The sequence below is a fragment of the Pseudomonas sp. H2_D02 genome (genome assembly GCF_054677635.1).
The window spans coordinates 3,392,717-3,411,330 of record NZ_CP162816.1; the positions used below are offsets into that span (position 1 = coordinate 3,392,717).

The window sequence follows — 18,614 nt, forward strand, 5'->3', positions numbered from 1 at the left end:
GGGCGGTCCGACTTTTTCTTATGACAGGTGATTGTTTTCATGACGATGGCTGAGAAAAACCATATTGACTGGCTGGTCGAACAATCGATGCTCAAGGCTGCGAGGCAGCGGGCCAAGCTCTATTCGGGGCAGGGACGTCTATGGCAACAGCCCTTCGCGCACACCCGGCCCCGCGACGCCTCGGCGCTATCCTCCGTGTGGTTCACCGCGTACCCGGCTTCCATCGTCACCCGGGAAGAGGGCACGATGCTGGAAGCGCTGGGGGATGAAACCTTGTGGCATGCGCTGTCGAAAATCGGTATCCAGGGCATCCACAACGGCCCGCTGAAGCAATCGGGCGGCCTGCGCGGCGCCGAATACACGCCGACCATCGACGGCAACTTCGACCGCATCAGCTTCGACATCGACCCGGAATTGGGCACAGAGGCCCAGCTACAGGCATTGACGCGCATGGCCGCCGCCCACAACGCGGTGGTCATCGACGATGTCATCCCGTCCCATACCGGCAAGGGCGCGGACTTTCGCCTGGCGGAAATGGCCTATGAAGATTATCCGGGGCTCTACCATATGGTGGAGATCCGCGAGGAAGACTGGCCGCTGCTCCCGGAGGTCGAGGAGGGGCGTGATGCGCAGAACCTCACCGCGCAACAGGTGGATGCCCTGCGCGACAAACACTACATTGTCGGCCAGTTGCAGCGGGTGATTTTCTTCGAGCCCGGCGTCAAGGAAACCGACTGGAGTGCGACTCCTGTCGTCATAGGCGTCGATGGCAAGCCGCGGCGTTGGGTCTACCTGCATTATTTCAAGGAAGGCCAGCCGTCGTTGAACTGGCTCGACCCAAGCTTTGCCGCGCAACAGATGATCATCGGCGATGCGCTGCACGCCATCGATTGCATGGGCGCGAAGATCCTGCGCCTGGACGCCAACGGTTTCCTTGGCGTGGAACGCAAGCTCGACGGTACCGCCTGGTCCGAGAGCCATCCGTTGTCGATCACCGGCAACCAGTTGCTCGGCGGTGCGATTCGCAAGGCCGGCGGTTTCAGTTTCCAGGAACTGAACCTGACCCTCGATGACATCGCCGCCATGTCCCACGGCGGGGCGGACCTGTCCTATGACTTCATCACGCGCCCGGCCTACCAACACGCGTTGCTGATGGGCGACACTGAGTTCTTGCGGTTGATGCTGCGCCAGATGCACGCCTTCGGCATCGACCCAGGCTCGCTGATCCACGCGTTGCAGAACCACGACGAATTGACCCTGGAGCTGGTGCATTTCTGGACGCTGCACGCCCACGACACGTACCTGTACCAAGGCCAGACGTTCCCCGGCAGCATCTTGCGCGAGCACATTCGCGAGCAGATGTACGAGCGCCTGTCAGGGGAACACGCACCTTACAACCTGAGGTTTGTGACCAACGGCGTGTCCTGCACCACGGCCAGTATCATCACCGCCGCGTTGGGCATTCGCGATCTCGATGCGATCACCACCGCCGATATCCAGCAGATTCGCCAAGTCCATCTGTTACTGGTGATGTTCAACGCCATGCAGCCGGGCGTGTTCGCCTTGTCGGGCTGGGATCTGGTGGGAGCGTTGCCGTTGCCGCACGGAGCAGGTCAAACACCTGATGCGCGACGGCGACACGCGCTGGATTCATCGCGGTGCCTATGACTTGGTGGACCTCAATCCGGAGGCGCCGTTGTCAGCTGGGCAGATGCCCCGGGCCAGGACGTTGTACGGCAGCCTGCCAAGTCAATTGAAGGATCCGGATTCGTTCGCCTCGCAACTGCGCAGGATCCTGGCCGCACGCCGGGCCTACGACATCGCGGCGAGCCGGCAGATACTGATTCCGGACGTCGAGCATCCGGCGCTGCTGATCATGGTCCACGAACTGCCGGCCGGCAAAGGCACGCAGATCACCGCGCTGAACTTCGGCTCGACGCCGATCACCGAAACCCTGCACCTGCCCGGTATCGCACCGGGGCCGGTGGTGGACATCATCAATGAGCGGGTCGAAGGGGATCTCACGGCAGAGGGTGAGTTCACCATTACCTTGGATGCGTTCGAAGGGCTGGCGCTGCGGGTGGTGAGCAGTTCGCCGATGATCTAGGAGCAGGGCCGAAGTACCTGATTTGCCAGGGAGATTGAACAAATAAATATCAATGTGCCACTATTGTTATTCTCGCGGCTGCCGACATACTCAGCGTCGCTTTTTAATCATAGGGACTTGATAGATGCTTTTTCATTCGCTTCGCACCTTGGCTGCATTGACCGTGCTTGCCTGCCTGACGCTCACCGGCTGTGCCCACGTTCAGCCTCCGGTACCGCTGGACCATCAATTCTGGGACGCCAAGGAGCCGACTATCGGCGTGGCGATCAACGTGGTGCCGGAGCCCGTGCTGGCGCTGACCGGCAACCAGGGGCTCCTGGACCTCGCCATCAATAAAGGCGTCAACAGCAAGCTCAGCGATAGCGTTGAGAAGTGGCAGGTACGTGACCTCAACACGTTGCCCGATGCCATTGTCGCCAAGCTGCAAGCCAAGGGTTACAAGGCCAAGCGCATCGACGAGCCGGTAGACCTGAATAAATACAAGGAGGTCAGCTTCCGCGAAGGCTACACCACCCGCGACCTGACACCGATCAAGGCCACCTACGGGGTCGATCGCTTGCTGTTGGTCAACGTGATGGGCACCGGGGCCACCCGCAGCTATTACAGCGTCGTGCCAACCAGCGTGCCCATGGCACAGGTGGGCGGGCAGGGCATGGTGGTCGACTTGGCCGACAACAAACTCCTGTGGTTCAAGCCTTTCGCCGTCGTGCAGGCTGCCCAGGGCGAGTGGGACGAACCGAACTACCCCAACCTGACCAACGCTTTTTACCAGGCGATGGACACGAGCCGTCAGCAAATGATCACGCCGTTCGAACAATGAACCGCGGATGGGAGGTGGCCGGTTCGCTGGCGGTGCTGATGCTGGTGGGATGCGCGCAGAAGCCGTCCCCACCGGCTGGTTTCAAGACGCCGGATGCGGTGTCTTACGTCCAGGCCCATGGCGTCAGGGTGGATCTGCAATTGCCGCAGGCGTTTGTCGGCGCCAGCACGGTCGTGGATGCCGAGGCCGCGCAGAAGGCGGCGTCGTCGAGTCACAACTTGGTCGCCAGCTCCGGCAACAGCGCGGGGCTTGCCGGCTTGCTGGTTGCCAGCCTGATCAATACCCAGATGGGCAGCGGCAGCTTGCAACGCGACGCGCAGAACACCGCCGCCAAAGAGTCGCGACCGCTGGCGGACCTGCTTGCGGGCGTGCCGTTGCAGGAGCGCCTGCAGCAGCGTTTCCAACAGGCATCGTTGGCGGCCGGCCTCAAGCAAGGCGCGGGGGATATAAGCGCCCGACTGGTGGTCGAGCCCAAACTGATGCTCACGCCTGATCGTGGCAGCTTCGTGTTGATCAGTCAGGTACAAGTCCAGGACATCGCCGGCTCCGCGTTGTATCGCATGCGCATCGAAGTCTCCAGCCAGCCGATCAGGCGCTGTGGCAAACGCTGCATCGACGATGGCTCGCTGGACCTGGCGCAGGTGACGACGGCACTCGACGAATGCATCGACGAATCGATGCGCGTGCTGGCCGCTGACCTGATGCTGCCGGCGCCTCCGGAAGCGGCCCAGGAAACCCTGCGCTATGTGCTGGATGGGCAACGCGTGGTAGAGCGCGGTTACCAACTGGCGAATAATGGCAATTACTGGCGCTATCGCAACCTCTACGGTGCGGTGAAATCGGTGCCGGTGCCGTTCGAAGACGCGTTGAGCCCAGAGCAGTTGCGCAAAGTCTACGGTCGCTGACCGTCAGCCTTGGTTCATCCAGTACCGAGTGACGCCACCCTCGCGGCCTAGCACCGGATCCCGATCAGGAAACGGCAGCGTGTCGATGGCCGCGAGCTGCGCCTCGTTCGGCGCTTCGCGGCGGATGTCGGCCTCCTGGCCGGGTGGGTACGCCCCGACCACCAGGAAGTCGTCGCTGGCGCCCAGGTTGCAATGCCCGGTGCCGACGGGCAGCAGCAATACATCGCCAGCCTTGACCTCGACGACCTGCCCATCGGGCCCGCCGAGCATCAGGCGCGCCTGGCCGCTGGCGACGCCCAGGGCTTCGTGGCCCTGGGTGTGGTAGTGATGGAAGTCGTAGATCCCGTAGCGCCATTGCGGCGGCCAGCCGTTGGCGCGAAAGACCTCTTCGATGCGGGTGGCCAGGTCGCCTGCCTGGTTGATCATCGCATTCCGATAAATGATCACGGGCAGGCGCGGGTTGTTGGGCACCCAGTCGTTGCGCTCCAGCATCAGCGTCTGTATGGCATTCGGCATCGTGTTCAGCGCGCTCATCGAAAGTCTCCACCGCAGGTAGCAAAACCCGGCCTGTGGGAGCGAGCCTGCTCGCGAAATCGGTGTGTCAGCCGCCGTCGATGTCGAATGGGCCGACGTCTTCGCGAGCAGGCTCACTCCCACTGGCATGTGAAGGTCTGGACGGGTTTTCGATAGCAGAGTTCAACGCCGCTGACCGCTGTCGCCCGTCAGCGTTTTTCCTTCATGATGCGCTCCACCTCGCCCGAAGCCTTGAGTTGCTCGAACGCGCGTTGGGCCTTGGCGACGGTTTCGTCCGGCGTGTTCAGGCTGAACGCCAGGTAGACCCGGTGGGGTTGTTCATCCAATGCGTAGACTTCCTCCAGCAGGTTGAAATCCATCTGGGCATCCTGGCTCATCAGGCGTGCGGTGTTCTCGGGCATCGGCACCAGTTGCACCTGATGATTGAGCAGCTTCTGAAAGTTATCGTGGTTGTCCGCCGACACGACCAATCTCTTGAAGCCGCGATCCTGCAGGTAGATCTGCTTGGCGTCGTTGCGCACCACGCCGATGCTGTACTGCTTGGCCTCTTCGAGATTACCGATCCTGATGGGTTCGGCGTCTCGCAGTTTGTAGAGCCGGCTGGTGGAACGATGGATTTCACCGACCCATTTGAACAGTTGCTCCCGGGCCGGCGTGCGGTCGAGGGGGAAAATCAGCACGTTGGGCTCGCGCAGGGCCATTTCGTAGGCCCGTGCCCAGGGATACAAAGCCATGTGGTAGTCGCCGAGGTCGGCGTTTTTCAAGGTGTCGGAGGTAATGTGAATGCCGGGGCCGACCAGTTTGTCGTCGAGCAGGTAGGCGTACAGCGAGTCTTCGGTGACGACTTCGATGGTATCGGCCTGGCTTTTGACGGTGACCAGGGCCAGCAATACGAACGCGTAGAGCATCAGGTGGTGGCGCATACAAACCTCGTGGCTGGCGTTGTGTTCAGAGGGAAACGCGGTTGCGCCCCTGGTGCTTGGCCCGGTACAGCGCCTGGTCGGCGCGTTGCATCAGTTGATCGAAATGGTCCATGGCTTCGGGGTCCAGTTGGGCGACGCCGATGCTCAAGGTGACGAAAGGGGAGACCGATGAGCCGCTGTGGGGCAATTGGCGTTCCGCCAGTGCGGCGCGCAGCCGTTGGGCCGCATCGCAGGCCTGCTGCGTGTCCACGTTGGGCAGCACCACGACGAACTCCTCGCCACCGATCCGCGCGGTCAATTCGCCGGAGCGCCCATACACCTCACGCAGGGTGTCGGCGATCTGTTGCAGGCATTGGTCGCCGTTCACGTGGCCATAGGTGTCGTTGTAGATCTTGAAGAAATCCACGTCGCACATGAGCAGGGCCAGGGGCGTCCGATGGCGGATGGCGCGGTTGAATTCAACTTCCTTCAACTCGTCGAAATGACGACGGTTGGCCAAACCCGTCAAGGCATCGTGGCGCGACAACGTTTCAAGGGCGTCGTTGGCGGCCTTGAGCTCTGCGGTACGCGCCTCGACCAGCTCCACCAATTGGTCGCGGCTGGCGGCAATCGCCAGTTCGTCCGTGCGCTGGCGCTCCAGGTGTGCGCGGAGGTTGTCCTGCAGTTCGTTGACCTGGGATTCCAGCAAGCTCAGTTCATCCTGGCGATTGACCGAGCGCTGCAGCTTGAGGTGACGCTGGAGCGTCTGCGGCGCGAGCGCGCCCAGATGCCGGGCGATGTGCACCACATGAATGGTCACCAGGCGATTGAACATGGTCATCACCAACCCGGCCAGCAGCATGGATTGGATGATCTGGGTGATGACGATGCTGCGTGCTTCACCCCAAAGACGCTCCCACAGGAGTCGGTTGTCGCCTTCGATGGTCAGCTCGCCGACTTTTTCATGGGCGCCCAGGTAGGGTTCGGCGACAAGCTCGCGACGCAGCACCGGCGCCGCACCCGATGCGGCACCGGAAGCGTAGCGATTGAGCTCGATGATCTCCGGTGATCGACCGGGCCGCAGGATGTTCAGCACCACGCGTCCGACGGGCGCGGCGCTCGCGACACTGGTGAGTTGCTTGTCCAGGGATTCGCGATCCATTTCCCAGATCGCATGGGCCAAGGTGTCCCGGAACACCTGGTCGATCAGTCCCAGCTCGGAGTTCATCTCCGCCAGGTTGTTCTCCCACGCCAGCCAGGTTCGCCATGTCACCATTGCCAGGGTGAACAGCAGGCAGAACAACAAGGTCGCGAGCACCAGCCTCCGCCCGAGCGAGCTGAGTGCCTTGGCCTGTGGTTGCACGGACGGAGACGGGCGGAATCTACCGTCCATTTCACAACCACTTGCGCGCGATGGCATCGTAGACACCGTTGCGACGAATGGCCTCCAGGCCGGCGCGGAATTTTTCCACGGTCTGCGGCGGCGTCTTGCGGCTGAACGCCATGTTCAGGCCGTCGGCGCTGCTGAGTTCGGGCAGGGGCAGCGACTGGATCAGGACTTTGTCCGGATCTTCGCCATTCTGGCGGGTCAGGTACAGCGCGTTGAGTTCGTTGGAAATCCACAGCTCTACGTGATCGACCTTGAGCTTGCGGTAGTTGTGTTCGTACTTGGTGCTGGACTGCAGTTCCTCGCCGATGCGAAAGCCCTTCGAGACCAGGTATTGTTCGCCCACGTCCTGATTGACGGTCGCAATCTGGTGCCCGTGGGCGTCGGCCAGGGAGTTGAGTTTCACCGGCCGGTCGGCCAGCGAGTAGATGTACCACTTGGTCGGAGCGATGGCGCCGATCCACTGGAACAGCGATTCACGCTCAGGCGTGCGCACGATCGAATAAATCAGGACGTTGCTTTCATTGAGCGCCAGTTCGTAGGCCCGCGCCCAGGGCATAGGCTGGATCGATGCTGTCATGCCGACTTCCTTGAGCACGGCCTCGACCACCTCGGTGCTCATGCCAGTCACGCGCCCGTCCTGCGTCATGTTGTAGGGCGGCAATTCCTCGGTGACGATGCGCAGCGGCGGCTCTGCCGCGATGGCCAACGCCGATCCCCCTGCAACCAGGAGCATCAGGACGCCGAACATCAGTAAGCGATTAAGCTGCCAAGCCATTGATCATTACCCTATGCAACCAGCAGAGCCGGGCGAGGCCTGAGGGCCTTCGTCACTGAGGTTATCGGCTGGGCCAGGGGCTGCTTGAGGGCCGTGGTCAAATTCGTGGGGCGGGCCGTTCCACCACGCTCCAATAGGACGACGTATCGATCAGGCTCAACACCCGGCTGTGTTCCATGTCCTGGTTCAAGGTGTCGCGGATCAGATCGCCGGCCAGCCAGCTCGACGTGTTGGCGGCAAGCACCCGGCCCTCGGCGTTGAGCAGCAGCGCTTCATTGCTGATCCGCATGAGGCTGCGCACCAGCAAGGGCTCCAGGGAATGCAGAGAGATATCGGCAGCGGCGACGCCGATGAAACGATCATCGAAGAAGATTGGCAGCGAAAACGCCACGATGTACTGCTCGGTGCCATACAAATCGACAAAAGGCCCTTCGATGGACGGCCGGCGGGTTTGCTGGGGACGGGTGTACCACGGCATGTGCAGGTAGTCGTAGAAGCGATCGCTGCGGCTGTTGAGGTTCAGCTTCAGCGGCTGTATCGCTTCCTGCTGGGTGCGACACCACCATTGCAGGTGCATCTCGCAATCCTTCAGTTCCCCCGGCGCAAAGACCACGCCGGCGCCGTGGAACTTGAGGCTTTCGGAGTCGAGGATCCGCCGGACGACCGCCAGCAGCGGCTTGAGATCGCCTTGGTCGGGTTGCTTCGCCTTGCACCGTTGCTGTTCCCAAATGCTCGATACCTGGGCACCCAGTGCCTCGAGGCCTTTGAAGACGTTACTAATCGAAGCGTTGATCAGCGCTGCGCATTGGGTCAGTTCGTGTGCCGACATTTCATTGGCCATGGCTCTACCTCATGACTCGGAGGGTATGCTGCGGGAGGCAGGCGACGCGGGCTGGACGTCGAGCTGCAGGGCGAGTCATTCGTTCAGCAAGTTCTGTTCCAGTCATCCGGCGTCCTGCGCCATCTGTTGCAACCGCACGCTGCTCAAGCGGCGGATGCCGCGGGCCACATGGGCTTCGGCAAGGGCGCCGGCCAGGTTGCTGTCGTTGGCAATGATGGCTTCGAGGATGGCCCGGTGTTCGCGTTCAATGGCTTGGGGATCCGGCTGGCCGGCGAACGGCAGCCACAGCAGTTCGCCCAGTTCGGCTTGCAAGCGCGCCTCGCTGTGGGTCAGGCGCACGGACTGCGCCGCCACCGCAATCTCGATATGAAACCGGGCATCGGCGCGTCGCCGCTCTCGACGCTCCTTGGCGTTTGCCAAGGCCTCGATGAAGCCGTCCAGCCGCGCATGCTGCTCCGGGCCGGCACGCTGGGCCGCCAACCGAGCGGCAGCACCTGAAATTGCACAGTGTTCATCGGCCAGGTCGCGCAACTGCAAAGTGCTGATTTCCCGCAACTGGTCGAACAGCGCCTCCTCCGAAGTCACGGGCGCGGCGCAGATGAAACTCCCGCCGTTGCGACCGCGCCGGGTTTCGATCACCCCGCGCTCGCGCAACGCCGCCAGGGCATCGCGCAGCGTGACCGTAGCAACGCCGAGCTGGGTGGACAGGCTGTTTTCGCTGGGCAGCTGTTCGCCCTCGACGAGCAGCCCGAGGTCGATCATTTCAATCAGGCGACGGGTGACGGATTCCGTTTTCCCTTCCTGGTTGACGCGTATGAGGCTCGATGTGGGGCTCATGGTCGATTCATTCATAAACGGGGTCATTGACACCTGTGGCAAGCGTCCGATGTGGCGTCAAGCGCGAACGGTTCCGCGTGTGCTTAAAAATTCTATTTCAGTTTTTAATCCGCTTTCGTCTCTCGGACGCCTGGGGATTCTAGGGATCCTGGGCACTGCAAGTCAAAGAATCGTACCTTTATTCGTATCGGCGGGGGTTCTCAGGGTCTAAAAGATATGGTTCCATATGTTTAAGCGAGCCCAGATCGCATCATCGAACCCAGGAGCACCCTTCACCATGAGTCACATGAGCCGAGCAGAGTGGGAAACCCGAGCCAACGCGCTGGACATCGAAGGACGTGCCTTTGTCGACGGACGCTATGTGCCGGCCTGTTCAGGGGCGACCTTCGATTGCATAAGCCCAATCGATGGGCGTTTGTTGGGCGCGGTTGCCAGTTGCGATGGGGCAGATGCCGACCTGGCGGTCGCCAATGCCCGGTCGGCCTTCGATTCGGGCGTCTGGTCGCGCCTGGCACCGGCGAAGCGCAAGGCGGTCATGCTGCGTTTTGCCGATCTGTTGGAGGCCCATTCCGAGGAATTGGCGTTGCTGGAAACCCTGGACATGGGCAAGCCGATCAGCGATGCGCTGGCGGTGGACCTGCCCGGTTCCATCGACAGTATTCGCTGGTGTGGCGAGGCCATCGACAAGATCTACGATGAGGTCGCCGCCACGGCGCCTGACCAACTCGGCCTCGTGACCCGCGAACCGGTTGGCGTGGTGGCGGTCATCGTGCCGTGGAATTTCCCGCTGATGATGGCGTCGTGGAAACTGGGACCGGCGCTGGCGACCGGCAACTCGGTCATCCTGAAGCCCTCGGAGCGTTCGCCGCTGACCGCCATCCGTATCGCCCAGTTGGCCCTGGAGGCGGGTTTGCCGGCGGGTGTGCTCAATGTTCTTCCGGGTTACGGCGGCACCGTCGGCAAGGCGCTGGCCCTGCACCGTGACGTCGACACCCTGGCGTTCACCGGTTCGACCCAAGTGGCCAAGCAGCTCTTGGTGTACGCCGGCGAATCGAACATGAAGCGGGTCTGGCTCGAGGCCGGCGGTAAAAGCCCGAACATCGTGTTCGCCGACGCGCCCGACCTGCAGGTCGCTGCCGAAGCGGCGGCCGCCGCCATCGCCTTCAATCAGGGCGAAGTCTGCACCGCCGGTTCACGTTTGCTGGTCCAGGCGTCCATCAAGGCACGGTTCGTGCCGATGGTCATCGAGGCGCTGAAGGCGTGGAAGCCGGGCCATCCACTCGATCCCGATACCAATGTCGGCGCGCTGGTGGACAGCCGTCACCTGGAAGGGGTGTTGCAACGTATCCAGGGCGGGCAGGAGGAGGGCGCGCGGTTATTGCTGGGCGGGCGCGTGGCGTTGGAGGAGAGCGGTGGCAGCTACGTCGAGCCGACGCTGTTCGACAATGTCAGCAATGGGATGAAGATCGCTCGGGAGGAGATCTTCGGGCCTGTTCTCTCGGTGATCGAATTCGACGATGCCGAGGAGGCGGTGCGTATCGCCAATGACACGCCCTATGGGCTGGCGGCTGCGGTCTGGACGGCTGACCTGTCCCGTGCCCACAACGTCGCCCGTGCGCTCAGGGCCGGAAGTGTCTGGGTCAACCTGTACGACGGCGGCGACATGATGGCGCCGTTCGGTGGCTACAAGCAGTCCGGCAACGGCCGCGACAAGTCCTTGCATGCCTTCGACAAATACACCGAGATCAAGGCCACCTGGATACAGCTCTAAGCGCTGGGATGCGGCCTGTTCGACGCTTACAACAACAATTTTCCTGCTGAAGGATGGTGAAATGAACAGCTCGATGAATGCCTCGGTGGCGGTGGACCAGGATGCGGAGCAACTCCGTGCGCTGGGATACACCTCGAATTTTGAACGCAGCATGAGCCTGTGGCAGAACTTTGCCCTCGGCTTCACTTATCTGTCGCCGGTGGTCGGCGTCTACACCTTGTTTGGTTTGTGCCTGGCGGCCGGCGGGCCGCCGATGTTCTGGTCCTACCTGTTGGTGGGGTTCGGCCAGATGCTGGTGTGCCTGATTTTTTGCGAAGTCGTGTCCCAGTATCCGATTTCCGGTGGCGTCTACCCGTGGGCCCGGCGCCTGGTGGGCAAGAAGTGGGCGTGGATGGTCGGATGGATCTACGCCATTTCGCTGTGCGTCACCATTGCGGCGGTGGCGCTGGGGGCCGGTCCCTATATCGCCAGCCTGCTGGGTTTCGAACCTTCGCCGGTCACCAACACCCTGGTGGCCCTGGTGCTGACCGCCGCCGCGACGGTCTTGAACCTCAGCGGCACCAAGCTGCTGGCACGGGTGGCAATGTTCGGTTTTCTCTGTGAGTTGGTCGGTGCCCTGGTGATCGGCGGCTACCTGCTGATTTTCGAGCGTCACCAGCCCTTGAGCGTGCTGTTCGATACGTTTGATATTTCCATCGACGGTGCCTACTGGCCGGCGTTCCTCGCGGCTTCCTTGGCGGGGATGTTCCTCTACTACGGTTTCGAAGCCTGTGGCGACGTTGCCGAAGAAACGCCGAATCCCAGCCGCCAGGTGCCCAAGGCGATGCGCATGACCATCTGGATCGGCGGCGCCGCTTCGATCTTCGCGGCGCTCGCCTTGATCCTCGCCGTGCCTGATATCGCCGCGGTGATTTCCGGACAGGACAAGGACCCGATGTCGACGATTTTCGGCGCGGCGTTCGGCCCGGTGATGTCCCGGGTGGTCATGGGCGTGATTACCGTCTCGTTCGTTTCCTGCGTGCTGAGCCTGCAGGCCTCGGCCAGTCGTCTGCTCTACGCCTACGCCCGGGATGAAATGCTCATGGGCAGCGCGACGCTGAAAAAACTCTCGCCCAAGACCCACGTGCCGACAGCGGCGTTGCTGGTCTGCGGTGTGCTGCCGGCGATCATCGTGTGCGTTGGCTTCTACTTGCAGAACGCCGTCGCGATGGTGGTGAGTTTTGCCGCCATCGGCATCTACCTGGCCTTCCAGATGATTGTCAGCGGTGTGCTGTATGCCCGCCTGCGTGGCTGGAAACCCCAGGGCCAATTCACCCTCGGACGTTGGGGCTGGATCGTGAACATTGCCGCGCTCTGCTACGGCGTGTTCGCCATCGTCAACATGTCGTGGCCACGCACACCCGATGCGCCCTGGTACGTGAACTACGGCATCGTGCTGGTGGGCGCCATCGTGATTCTTGCCGGCCTCGTCTACATGGCGCTGTTCCGTCCCTACGAGAAGGGCACGGCCCCCGCTTCAGATGCCTGGAAGCAACGCTAGACGCACTCGAACGCCTGTCGTTTCCGACGGCAGGCGACACCTCTTGGAAAAGGCTGGACGCTATGACCTCTCGAATCCAATCAATGCTGCTTGGCCTGCTCCTGATCCTCGCCAGCCATGGTGTCCTGGCGGCTGGCCAGGAACAGACGCTGGATATCATCCACGGCTACATGAAGGCCTGGAATGCCCACGACGCCCAAGCGGCGGCCCAGTTCTTCGCCCCGGATGTCGAGTTCCTCGACGCCTCGGTGGGCGTGCCTCAGGTGGGGCGTGAAAATGCCAAGAGCCAGGTGGTCGAGGTGTTCATGCGGGCGGTGCCCGACCTGCAATGGAAAATGCTTGGCGACCCGATTCTCAAAGGCGAAGGGATTGCCTTCGAATGGGAGTTCAAGGGCAACAATACCGGGCCATGGAGCACTGAAACCCCGGCCACGGGACGCCCCTTGAGCTTCAAGGGCGTCAGTTTCATACGGCTCAGGGACGGCAAGATCCTCACCCAGCACGACTACTACGACGCCCTTGGTTTCAACAAGCAGCTGGGTTGGTAACGCGATGCCGGGGTTGCCCTCTGGATGAACCTTACGGCAATACAGCGCTCACTTGTTAGGCTCTGTACGAAATGTATCCGCACTCGCCCATACTGCGTTGAAACGAGGCTCGGAATGCTCATGTACTCCAGTACACTCCGCTTCCTCGCCCCGTTTCGCCTTGTCTGGCCTTCGCGCGAACACATTTCGTACAGAGCCTAGGTCGTCACCTCAGGTGACCGTGCTGTTTTTGCCGATAAGGAATTCGCATGGATCAAACCTCGACCCCGCACGTCCACGCTGTAGAGCGTGAATTCAGCCCGCGCGCGGTGATCACCGGGATCGTGCTCGGTATCCTCCTCACGCCCTCCAATGTCTACGCGGGATTGAAGATCGGCTGGTCGTTCAACATGTCGATCATTGCCTTGCTGGTCGGCTACGGTGTCTGGCAAGGCCTGGCCAAGCGCTCGGCTGCCGGGTTGCCCTGGACGCTGCATGAAAGCAACATCAACCAGACCGTGGCGTCCGCCGCGGCATCGATCATCTCCGGCGGGCTGGTGGCGCCGATCCCGGCGTATACCTTGCTGACCGGCCAGCAACTCGACGCTTTGCCAATGGTCGCCTGGGTGTTTTCAGTGAGTTTCCTGGGCATCTGGATCGCCTGGTACCTGCGGCCCTCGCTGCTCAACGACAAGGCGCTGAGGTTTCCCGAGGGCATGGCGACCCTGGAAACCCTGCTGCATATCTACAACCATGGCCATGAAGCGGCGACGCGCCTCAAGGTGTTGCTGGGCGCGACGCTGCTGTCCGGGCTGGCGAAGTGGGTCGACACGTTCGTTTGGGCTATCCCACGCTGGTCGCCGAGCGCCCAGCTGGAACGGCTCACATTCACCGCCGACCCTTCGCTGTTGCTGGTGGGATTCGGCGGCATCATCGGCATCCGTGTCGGCCTGACCCTATTGCTCGGCGCACTGCTGGCGTGGGGCGGGTTGGCGCCGTGGTTGTTGGAAAATGGCCTGGTGCAAATGCCGCCCGGCAGCAGCGGCCCACAATTCGCGGTGCTGGTGGAATGGTTGCTGTGGCCGGGCGTGAGCCTGATGGTCTGCTCGACCCTGGCTTCCCTGGCGATCCGCCTGTGGACGCTGCACGCGTCCACCAAGGCCAGCGGCGGGACAACCTGGGCGATCCCCAAGGCCGGGCCCGCGATTGGGTTTTTGCTGGCGATCGTTCTGGTGGTCAGCCTGCAAGCGGTGTTGTTTGGCATCAATCCGTGGATGGCGTTGCTGACCATTCCCCTGGCCATCTGCCTGGCGGCGGTGGCGGCCCGGGTGGTGGGCGCCACGGGTATCCCGCCCATCGGCGCCATCGGGCAGTTGTCCCAATTGAGCTTCGGCATCGTCGCGCCGGGGCAGGTGCCGATCAACCTGATGAGCGCCAACACGGCCGGCGGTTCGGCCGGGCAATGCACGGACTTGATGAACGACTTCAAGGTCGGCCGGGCAATCGGCGCGACGCCGCGCAAGCAACTGCTGGCCCAGACGCTGGGGATTTTCATCGGCAGTATCGTCGGCGTGCTGGCCTACCTGGCGTTGATCCCCGACCCGCAAGCCATGCTACTCACCGAAGAATGGCCAGCCCCGGCAGTCGCCACCTGGAAGGCCGTGGCGCAAACGTTGACCCATGGCCTGGACTCGTTGTCGGCGAGCATTCGCTGGGCGATCTTCATCGGTGGTTTCGCCGGTTTGCTGCTGGGCATTCTCGACAGCCTGCTGCCGGCCCATCGCGCCCGCTACCTGCCCAGCACCGCAGCCTTGGGCCTGGCATTTGTGCTGCCGGCCTCGGTCTCGCTGATGATGGCCCTCGGCGCCGTGCTCACCTGGCTGGTGAGCTGCCGCTGGCCGAGCCTCACCGAACGCTTCGCGATTACCGCGGCGGCGGGGTTGATCGCCGGGGAGAGCATCACAGGGGTGGGTGCGTCGTTGTGGGAAATGCTCGGGAACCTCTGAGCACGGCAAGCGCCGCTCATGTCCACCGAAGGCCCGGCAACGTGCAGTCGGGCGCGACGCCTATTCATATGAATTCTGGCAACAGTGTTTGTCCCGGCGCTCCATTTTTAGCCCGTGCCGCAGTTCTTATCATCGTCTCCAGGCCGCCAGCAATCAGGCTGAAGCGGTCCACTCAACTTGACGGCCTTGCGCGCGCCGCGATCAGCCTCATGTGCGGCCGGGCAGCCTGATGCCAGGCCTCGAAGACATCCTCGCGGAAAATCTGGCGGTGGTGTTTTGCGGTATCAACCCTGGCCTGATGGCGGCGGCCCAGGGGCATCATTTTGCCGGTCGAGGCAATCGGTTCTGGCCCACGCTTCACCTCGCCGGGTTCACCCCGCAACGCTTACTGCCGGAGGACGATCGGTCAATCCTGCAATACCGTTGTGGCTTGACCATCGTGGTCGAGCGACCGACGGCGCGGGCGGATCAACTGTCCTTCACTGAGTTCACCTCGGTGGCGGCGAGCTTCGAACAGAAGATCATCCGCCATGCACCCCGCTGCCTGGCGTTCCTCGGTAAGTCTGCCTACGCCGGGTTGGTGCGAAAAAAGGACGTGGCATGGGGGCGCCAGGCGCAAGCGTTCGGCGGCGCCGAGGTCTGGGTCTTGCCCAACCCCAGCGGACGCAACCGGGCGTTCACGCTGGGGCAGTTGGTGGCGGCGTATCGGGTGCTGTACCAGGCGATGCAATACCAGACTCCGTCATGATTAGATCGCGTCAGTTGCTTTTCTGCCGTGGCGGATTGTCTTGGCGGTAAGTGTGATCAGGATCGATAACCAGTTGCTTGACCTGATTGTCGAGTTCTTTGCTGTGATAAAGATCGAGGCATTTGAGCAGCTCGAAGCGGACCCCCGGACGTTCCGATTCCACCACAGGATTGCGATAATCACGGGCCAGGAATTGATCGATCAACGGTTTGCCGACCTGGGGCGCTTGCTCAAGGTCGAAATACGTCCAGTCCATCAGCGCACTGGCGCTGCTACCGGCATCCTGGGCCGCGTCAGGTTCACCTTTGTAGGCTGTCGCGATGCAGTCCGCCAGTACCATGTCCTTGTAGTTTTGCGCGTAGGTGCGTCCGCCTGCCTGGGGGGAATCGCTCGGTCCATCCTTGGCCCAATTCACGCCAGGCGCGATTGCCCAGGCCGATAACAGGAGTGCGGTGAAGGCTTTCATCACGGCAAGCTCCAGAAGTTCGCCTGGTCGGTTTTATAGTTCACGCCCGGTTCATTGAAATAGCAGTGGTCATAACACATCCTGCCGTCAAACAACGTGGCGTGGCCCTTGGCGTCCTCCCAACCGGAGATCTCGAACAGGATAAGCCCCTTCTTCCCTGCGAGGGTGCCGCCATCCGCAGCCGGATACTTGACCGTCTCGGCACGTCCCCACTGCTGTTCCAGGTATGAAATCAAATCCTTGACGAGGTGGAAATACCAACGCTTGTCGGCACCCGACACGGTTTTTCCCCGTATATGTGGGATAAGTGAGCCGGAGTAATTGAGGATGTAGCTCATGCGAACCGCACAAGTGTTGACCCACCTGGCGGTCGGGTGACTGCTGTTGATGTTCAGGGCCACGTTGCCCCCGATAATTGTCGCAACTTTTTCAGATGGATTGATGGGGTCGTAGATCCGTTGCGAGGCCGCCCACGCGCTGGAAAAGGAGGGTCGAATCATGATTCATCCTTGATTTCAGGCAGCATACGGCTGCGGTTGGTTCTTTGCTGAAACGAAAGATAGCTTCAAATAGCCGGATCATCAAAGGCCGCTGTCCATGACTTCATCTGGTTGCGGAAGGACAGCGTGCCTGTTCACCAAGATCAATGAGAATGCCGCGGCTCCCCGCTGCGAGCGATCACCCTCAGGTGCAACGTGGCCGGCTCCAGGCAGCCCCCGGTGGACAGCTGCCCGACCAGTTGCCGGTACAGCTCCTGCCAAGGCGTTTGCGAAGGCGGGATGTTCGGCGTCCATGCGAGGCGCCGTCGCTCCATTTCGGCCTCGTCCACCAGCAGGTTCACGGTGCGGGTATTCAGGTCGACTCTCAGCCGGTCGTTGGTCTGTAGCAGCGCCAGGCCACCGCCGACGGCGGCTTCCGGGGACATGTTGAGGATCGACGGGCTCGCCGAGGTGCCGCTCTGGCGGCCATCGCCCAGGCAGGGCAGGGAGTCGATGCCGCGCTTGATCAGCGCCGCTGGCGGGGCCATGTTCACCACTTCGGCGCTGCCGGGATAGCCCACGGTGCCGGCGCCACGAATCACCAGGATGCAGCGCTCGTCGATGTCCAGTGCCGGGTCGTCGATGCGCGCGTGGTAGTCCTCCGGCCCTTCGAAGACGATGGCCCGCGCTTCGAAGCTGTTCTCGGCGCCGGGTTCGGACAGGTAGGTCTTGCGGAACGCTTCGCCCACCACCGACATTTTCATGATCGCGCTGTCGAAGAAATTGCCGCTGAGCACGATGAAGCCGGCGCGGTGTTTGAGCGGGGTCTCGAAGGGGTGGATGACATCGGCGTCGCAGGTCAGGCTGCCGGTGACGATCTCACCGATGGTCTTGCCGCTGACGGTGGCGCAGTGTTCGTGCAGGCGTCCGGCCTTTTGCAGTTCATGCATGACCGCCGGGACGCCGCCGGCACGGTGGAAACCTTCGCCCAGGTATTTGCCGGCGGGCATGCAGTTGACCAACAGCGGCACGTCCTCGCCGATTTGTTGCCAGTCGTCCAGGCTCAATTCGACGCCCATGTGCCGGGCGATGGCGATCAGGTGCGGCGGGCAGTTGCTCGATGCGCCCAATGCCGAAGCGACAGCGATGGCGTTCTCGAACGCTTCGCGGGTCATGATCTGCGAGGGGCGCACGTCCTGGCGCACCAGTTCACAGATGCGCTTGCCGGTGGCGTAGGCCATCTGTCCGCGCTCGCGGTAAGGCGCCGGGATGCTTGCGCAACCTGGCAACGACATGCCCAGGGCTTCGGCCAGTGCGTTCATCGACAGGGCGGTGCCCATGGTGTTGCAGTGGCCAACGGAGGGTGAGGCCGCCGTGGTCATTTCCATGAAGCCTTCGTAGTTGATCTCGCCAGCGGCCATCAGGTTGCGTGCGTGCCAGAGCACTGTGCCGGAGCCGATCAGCTCGCCCTTGTGGCGGCCGTCGAGCATCGGCCCGCCGGACAGCACGATCGACGGCAGGTCGGTGGTCGCCGCCGCCATCAGGCAGGCGGGGGTGGTCTTGTCGCAACCGGTGGTGAGCACCACGCCGTCCAGCGGATAACCGTGGAGGATTTCCACCAGGCCCAGATAAGCCAGGTTACGGTCCAGCGCCGCCGTGGGGCGACGCGACTGTTCGGCGATGGGGTGAACCGGGAATTCCATCGGAATGCCGCCGGCGTCGCGGATACCGGCCTTGACCCGTTGCGCCAGTTCCAGGTGATGGCGGTTACAGGGCGTCAGGTCGCTGCCGGTCTGGGCGATGCCGATGATTGGCCGTCCCGATTGCAGCTCCTCGCGGGTCATCCCATAGTTCATGTAGCGTTCGACATACAGCGCGGTCATGTCCGCGTGGGCCGGGTCGTTGAACCATTGCTCGCTGCGCAGGCGGCGTTTTGGCGTGTCACTCATGATTCATTTCTCTCTTG

General features: G+C 62.3%; 16 protein-coding genes and 1 pseudogene. 8 read left to right on the plus strand and 9 right to left on the minus strand.

Annotated elements, in window-relative coordinates:
• The first annotated feature begins 39 nt into the window (after positions 1-39).
• From treS to AB4N42_RS15810, 3 genes and pseudogenes are all read left to right on the plus strand, one after another.
• Positions 40-2,107 (plus strand): annotated as a pseudogene (treS, locus tag AB4N42_RS15800) (maltose alpha-D-glucosyltransferase).
• Positions 2,108-2,231: 124 nt separating this feature from the next.
• The gene (locus tag AB4N42_RS15805; protein ID WP_460114944.1) at positions 2,232-2,927 is read left to right on the plus strand and encodes a hypothetical protein; all 696 of its coding nucleotides are present in this window, start codon (positions 2,232-2,234) and stop codon (positions 2,925-2,927) included.
• Entirely contained in the window at positions 2,924-3,832 is a 909-nt protein-coding gene (locus AB4N42_RS15810) for a hypothetical protein (protein WP_460114945.1), read from the plus strand. Before AB4N42_RS15805 ends, AB4N42_RS15810 begins: the two co-directional genes overlap by 4 nt.
• A 3-nt stretch (positions 3,833-3,835) precedes the next feature.
• On the opposite strand, the gene AB4N42_RS15815 is transcribed toward AB4N42_RS15810, so the two are convergent.
• The 6 genes from AB4N42_RS15815 to AB4N42_RS15840 all read right to left on the minus strand — a co-directional run bounded on the left by AB4N42_RS15815 (position 3,836) and on the right by AB4N42_RS15840 (position 9,111).
• Positions 3,836-4,366, minus strand: a complete 531-nt coding sequence (locus AB4N42_RS15815; RefSeq protein ID WP_460114946.1) for a cupin — start codon at positions 4,364-4,366, stop codon at positions 3,836-3,838.
• Between the two features lie 188 nt (positions 4,367-4,554).
• Positions 4,555-5,289, minus strand: a complete 735-nt coding sequence (locus AB4N42_RS15820; RefSeq protein WP_198795869.1) for a substrate-binding periplasmic protein — start codon at positions 5,287-5,289, stop codon at positions 4,555-4,557.
• Between the two features lie 25 nt (positions 5,290-5,314).
• Positions 5,315-6,661, minus strand: coding sequence for a diguanylate cyclase (locus tag AB4N42_RS15825; RefSeq protein WP_258647526.1), 1,347 nt, complete (start codon positions 6,659-6,661; stop codon positions 5,315-5,317).
• A 1-nt stretch (position 6,662) separates the two neighbouring features.
• On the minus strand, positions 6,663-7,433 hold the full coding sequence (locus tag AB4N42_RS15830) for a substrate-binding periplasmic protein (protein ID WP_217859701.1): 771 nt from the start codon (positions 7,431-7,433) through the stop codon (positions 6,663-6,665).
• A 97-nt stretch (positions 7,434-7,530) separates the two neighbouring features.
• Positions 7,531-8,274, minus strand: a complete 744-nt coding sequence (locus tag AB4N42_RS15835; RefSeq protein ID WP_030141637.1) for a PDC sensor domain-containing protein — start codon at positions 8,272-8,274, stop codon at positions 7,531-7,533.
• 102 nt (positions 8,275-8,376) lie between these two features.
• Entirely contained in the window at positions 8,377-9,111 is a 735-nt protein-coding gene (locus AB4N42_RS15840; protein WP_198795871.1) for a FadR/GntR family transcriptional regulator, read from the minus strand.
• A gap of 277 nt (positions 9,112-9,388) precedes the next feature.
• Between AB4N42_RS15840 and AB4N42_RS15845 the strand changes: the two genes are divergently transcribed.
• The 5 genes from AB4N42_RS15845 to mug all read left to right on the plus strand — a co-directional run bounded on the left by AB4N42_RS15845 (position 9,389) and on the right by mug (position 15,703).
• On the plus strand, positions 9,389-10,882 hold the full coding sequence (locus tag AB4N42_RS15845; RefSeq protein WP_198795872.1) for an aldehyde dehydrogenase: 1,494 nt from the start codon (positions 9,389-9,391) through the stop codon (positions 10,880-10,882).
• Between the two features lie 61 nt (positions 10,883-10,943).
• Positions 10,944-12,422 carry an APC family permease gene (locus AB4N42_RS15850; RefSeq protein WP_030141634.1) on the plus strand — a complete coding sequence of 493 codons (1,479 nt, stop codon included), beginning with the start codon at positions 10,944-10,946 and terminating at the stop codon, positions 12,420-12,422.
• Between the two features lie 62 nt (positions 12,423-12,484).
• Positions 12,485-12,970: an ester cyclase gene (locus AB4N42_RS15855; protein ID WP_033864606.1), complete on the plus strand. Its 486-nt coding sequence runs from the start codon at positions 12,485-12,487 to the stop codon at positions 12,968-12,970.
• A gap of 248 nt (positions 12,971-13,218) precedes the next feature.
• Positions 13,219-14,955: an OPT family oligopeptide transporter gene (locus tag AB4N42_RS15860; RefSeq protein WP_407683165.1), complete on the plus strand. Its 1,737-nt coding sequence runs from the start codon at positions 13,219-13,221 to the stop codon at positions 14,953-14,955.
• Between the two features lie 229 nt (positions 14,956-15,184).
• On the plus strand, positions 15,185-15,703 hold the full coding sequence (gene mug / locus AB4N42_RS15865; protein WP_030141631.1) for a G/U mismatch-specific DNA glycosylase: 519 nt from the start codon (positions 15,185-15,187) through the stop codon (positions 15,701-15,703).
• A 10-nt stretch (positions 15,704-15,713) separates the two neighbouring features.
• Here mug and AB4N42_RS15870 read toward each other — a convergent pair whose 3' ends face one another.
• The 3 genes from AB4N42_RS15870 to AB4N42_RS15880 form a co-directional block, all read right to left on the minus strand.
• On the minus strand, positions 15,714-16,169 hold the full coding sequence (locus AB4N42_RS15870; protein WP_030141630.1) for a type VI secretion system amidase immunity protein Tai4: 456 nt from the start codon (positions 16,167-16,169) through the stop codon (positions 15,714-15,716).
• A complete protein-coding gene (locus tag AB4N42_RS15875) occupies positions 16,169-16,669 on the minus strand; it encodes a type VI secretion system amidase effector protein Tae4 (RefSeq protein ID WP_030141629.1) in 501 nt (166 codons plus the stop codon). The genes AB4N42_RS15870 and AB4N42_RS15875 overlap by 1 nt, the downstream gene beginning before the upstream one ends.
• 143 nt (positions 16,670-16,812) lie before the next feature.
• Positions 16,813-18,597 carry an IlvD/Edd family dehydratase gene (locus tag AB4N42_RS15880; protein WP_198795874.1) on the minus strand — a complete coding sequence of 595 codons (1,785 nt, stop codon included), beginning with the start codon at positions 18,595-18,597 and terminating at the stop codon, positions 16,813-16,815.
• Between the last annotated feature and the right edge of the window lie 17 nt (positions 18,598-18,614).

Excerpts from the sequence above, each read along its gene's own strand:
- AB4N42_RS15860 (WP_407683165.1), top strand. The coding sequence starts at position 13,219 with ATGGATCAAACCTCGACCCCGCACGTCCACGCTGTAGAGCGTGAATTC.
- AB4N42_RS15825 (WP_258647526.1), bottom strand. The coding sequence starts at position 6,661 with ATGGACGGTAGATTCCGCCCGTCTCCGTCCGTGCAACCACAGGCCAAG.
- AB4N42_RS15815 (WP_460114946.1), bottom strand. The coding sequence starts at position 4,366 with ATGAGCGCGCTGAACACGATGCCGAATGCCATACAGACGCTGATGCTG.
- AB4N42_RS15810 (WP_460114945.1), top strand. The coding sequence starts at position 2,924 with ATGAACCGCGGATGGGAGGTGGCCGGTTCGCTGGCGGTGCTGATGCTG.
- mug (WP_030141631.1), top strand. The coding sequence starts at position 15,185 with ATGCCAGGCCTCGAAGACATCCTCGCGGAAAATCTGGCGGTGGTGTTT.
- AB4N42_RS15835 (WP_030141637.1), bottom strand. The coding sequence starts at position 8,274 with ATGGCCAATGAAATGTCGGCACACGAACTGACCCAATGCGCAGCGCTG.
- AB4N42_RS15830 (WP_217859701.1), bottom strand. The coding sequence starts at position 7,433 with ATGGCTTGGCAGCTTAATCGCTTACTGATGTTCGGCGTCCTGATGCTC.
- AB4N42_RS15850 (WP_030141634.1), top strand. The coding sequence starts at position 10,944 with ATGAACAGCTCGATGAATGCCTCGGTGGCGGTGGACCAGGATGCGGAG.
- AB4N42_RS15855 (WP_033864606.1), top strand. The coding sequence starts at position 12,485 with ATGACCTCTCGAATCCAATCAATGCTGCTTGGCCTGCTCCTGATCCTC.
- AB4N42_RS15845 (WP_198795872.1), top strand. The coding sequence starts at position 9,389 with ATGAGTCACATGAGCCGAGCAGAGTGGGAAACCCGAGCCAACGCGCTG.
- AB4N42_RS15805 (WP_460114944.1), top strand. The coding sequence starts at position 2,232 with ATGCTTTTTCATTCGCTTCGCACCTTGGCTGCATTGACCGTGCTTGCC.
- AB4N42_RS15820 (WP_198795869.1), bottom strand. The coding sequence starts at position 5,289 with ATGCGCCACCACCTGATGCTCTACGCGTTCGTATTGCTGGCCCTGGTC.
- AB4N42_RS15875 (WP_030141629.1), bottom strand. The coding sequence starts at position 16,669 with ATGATTCGACCCTCCTTTTCCAGCGCGTGGGCGGCCTCGCAACGGATC.
- AB4N42_RS15870 (WP_030141630.1), bottom strand. The coding sequence starts at position 16,169 with ATGAAAGCCTTCACCGCACTCCTGTTATCGGCCTGGGCAATCGCGCCT.
- AB4N42_RS15840 (WP_198795871.1), bottom strand. The coding sequence starts at position 9,111 with ATGAGCCCCACATCGAGCCTCATACGCGTCAACCAGGAAGGGAAAACG.
- AB4N42_RS15880 (WP_198795874.1), bottom strand. The coding sequence starts at position 18,597 with ATGAGTGACACGCCAAAACGCCGCCTGCGCAGCGAGCAATGGTTCAAC.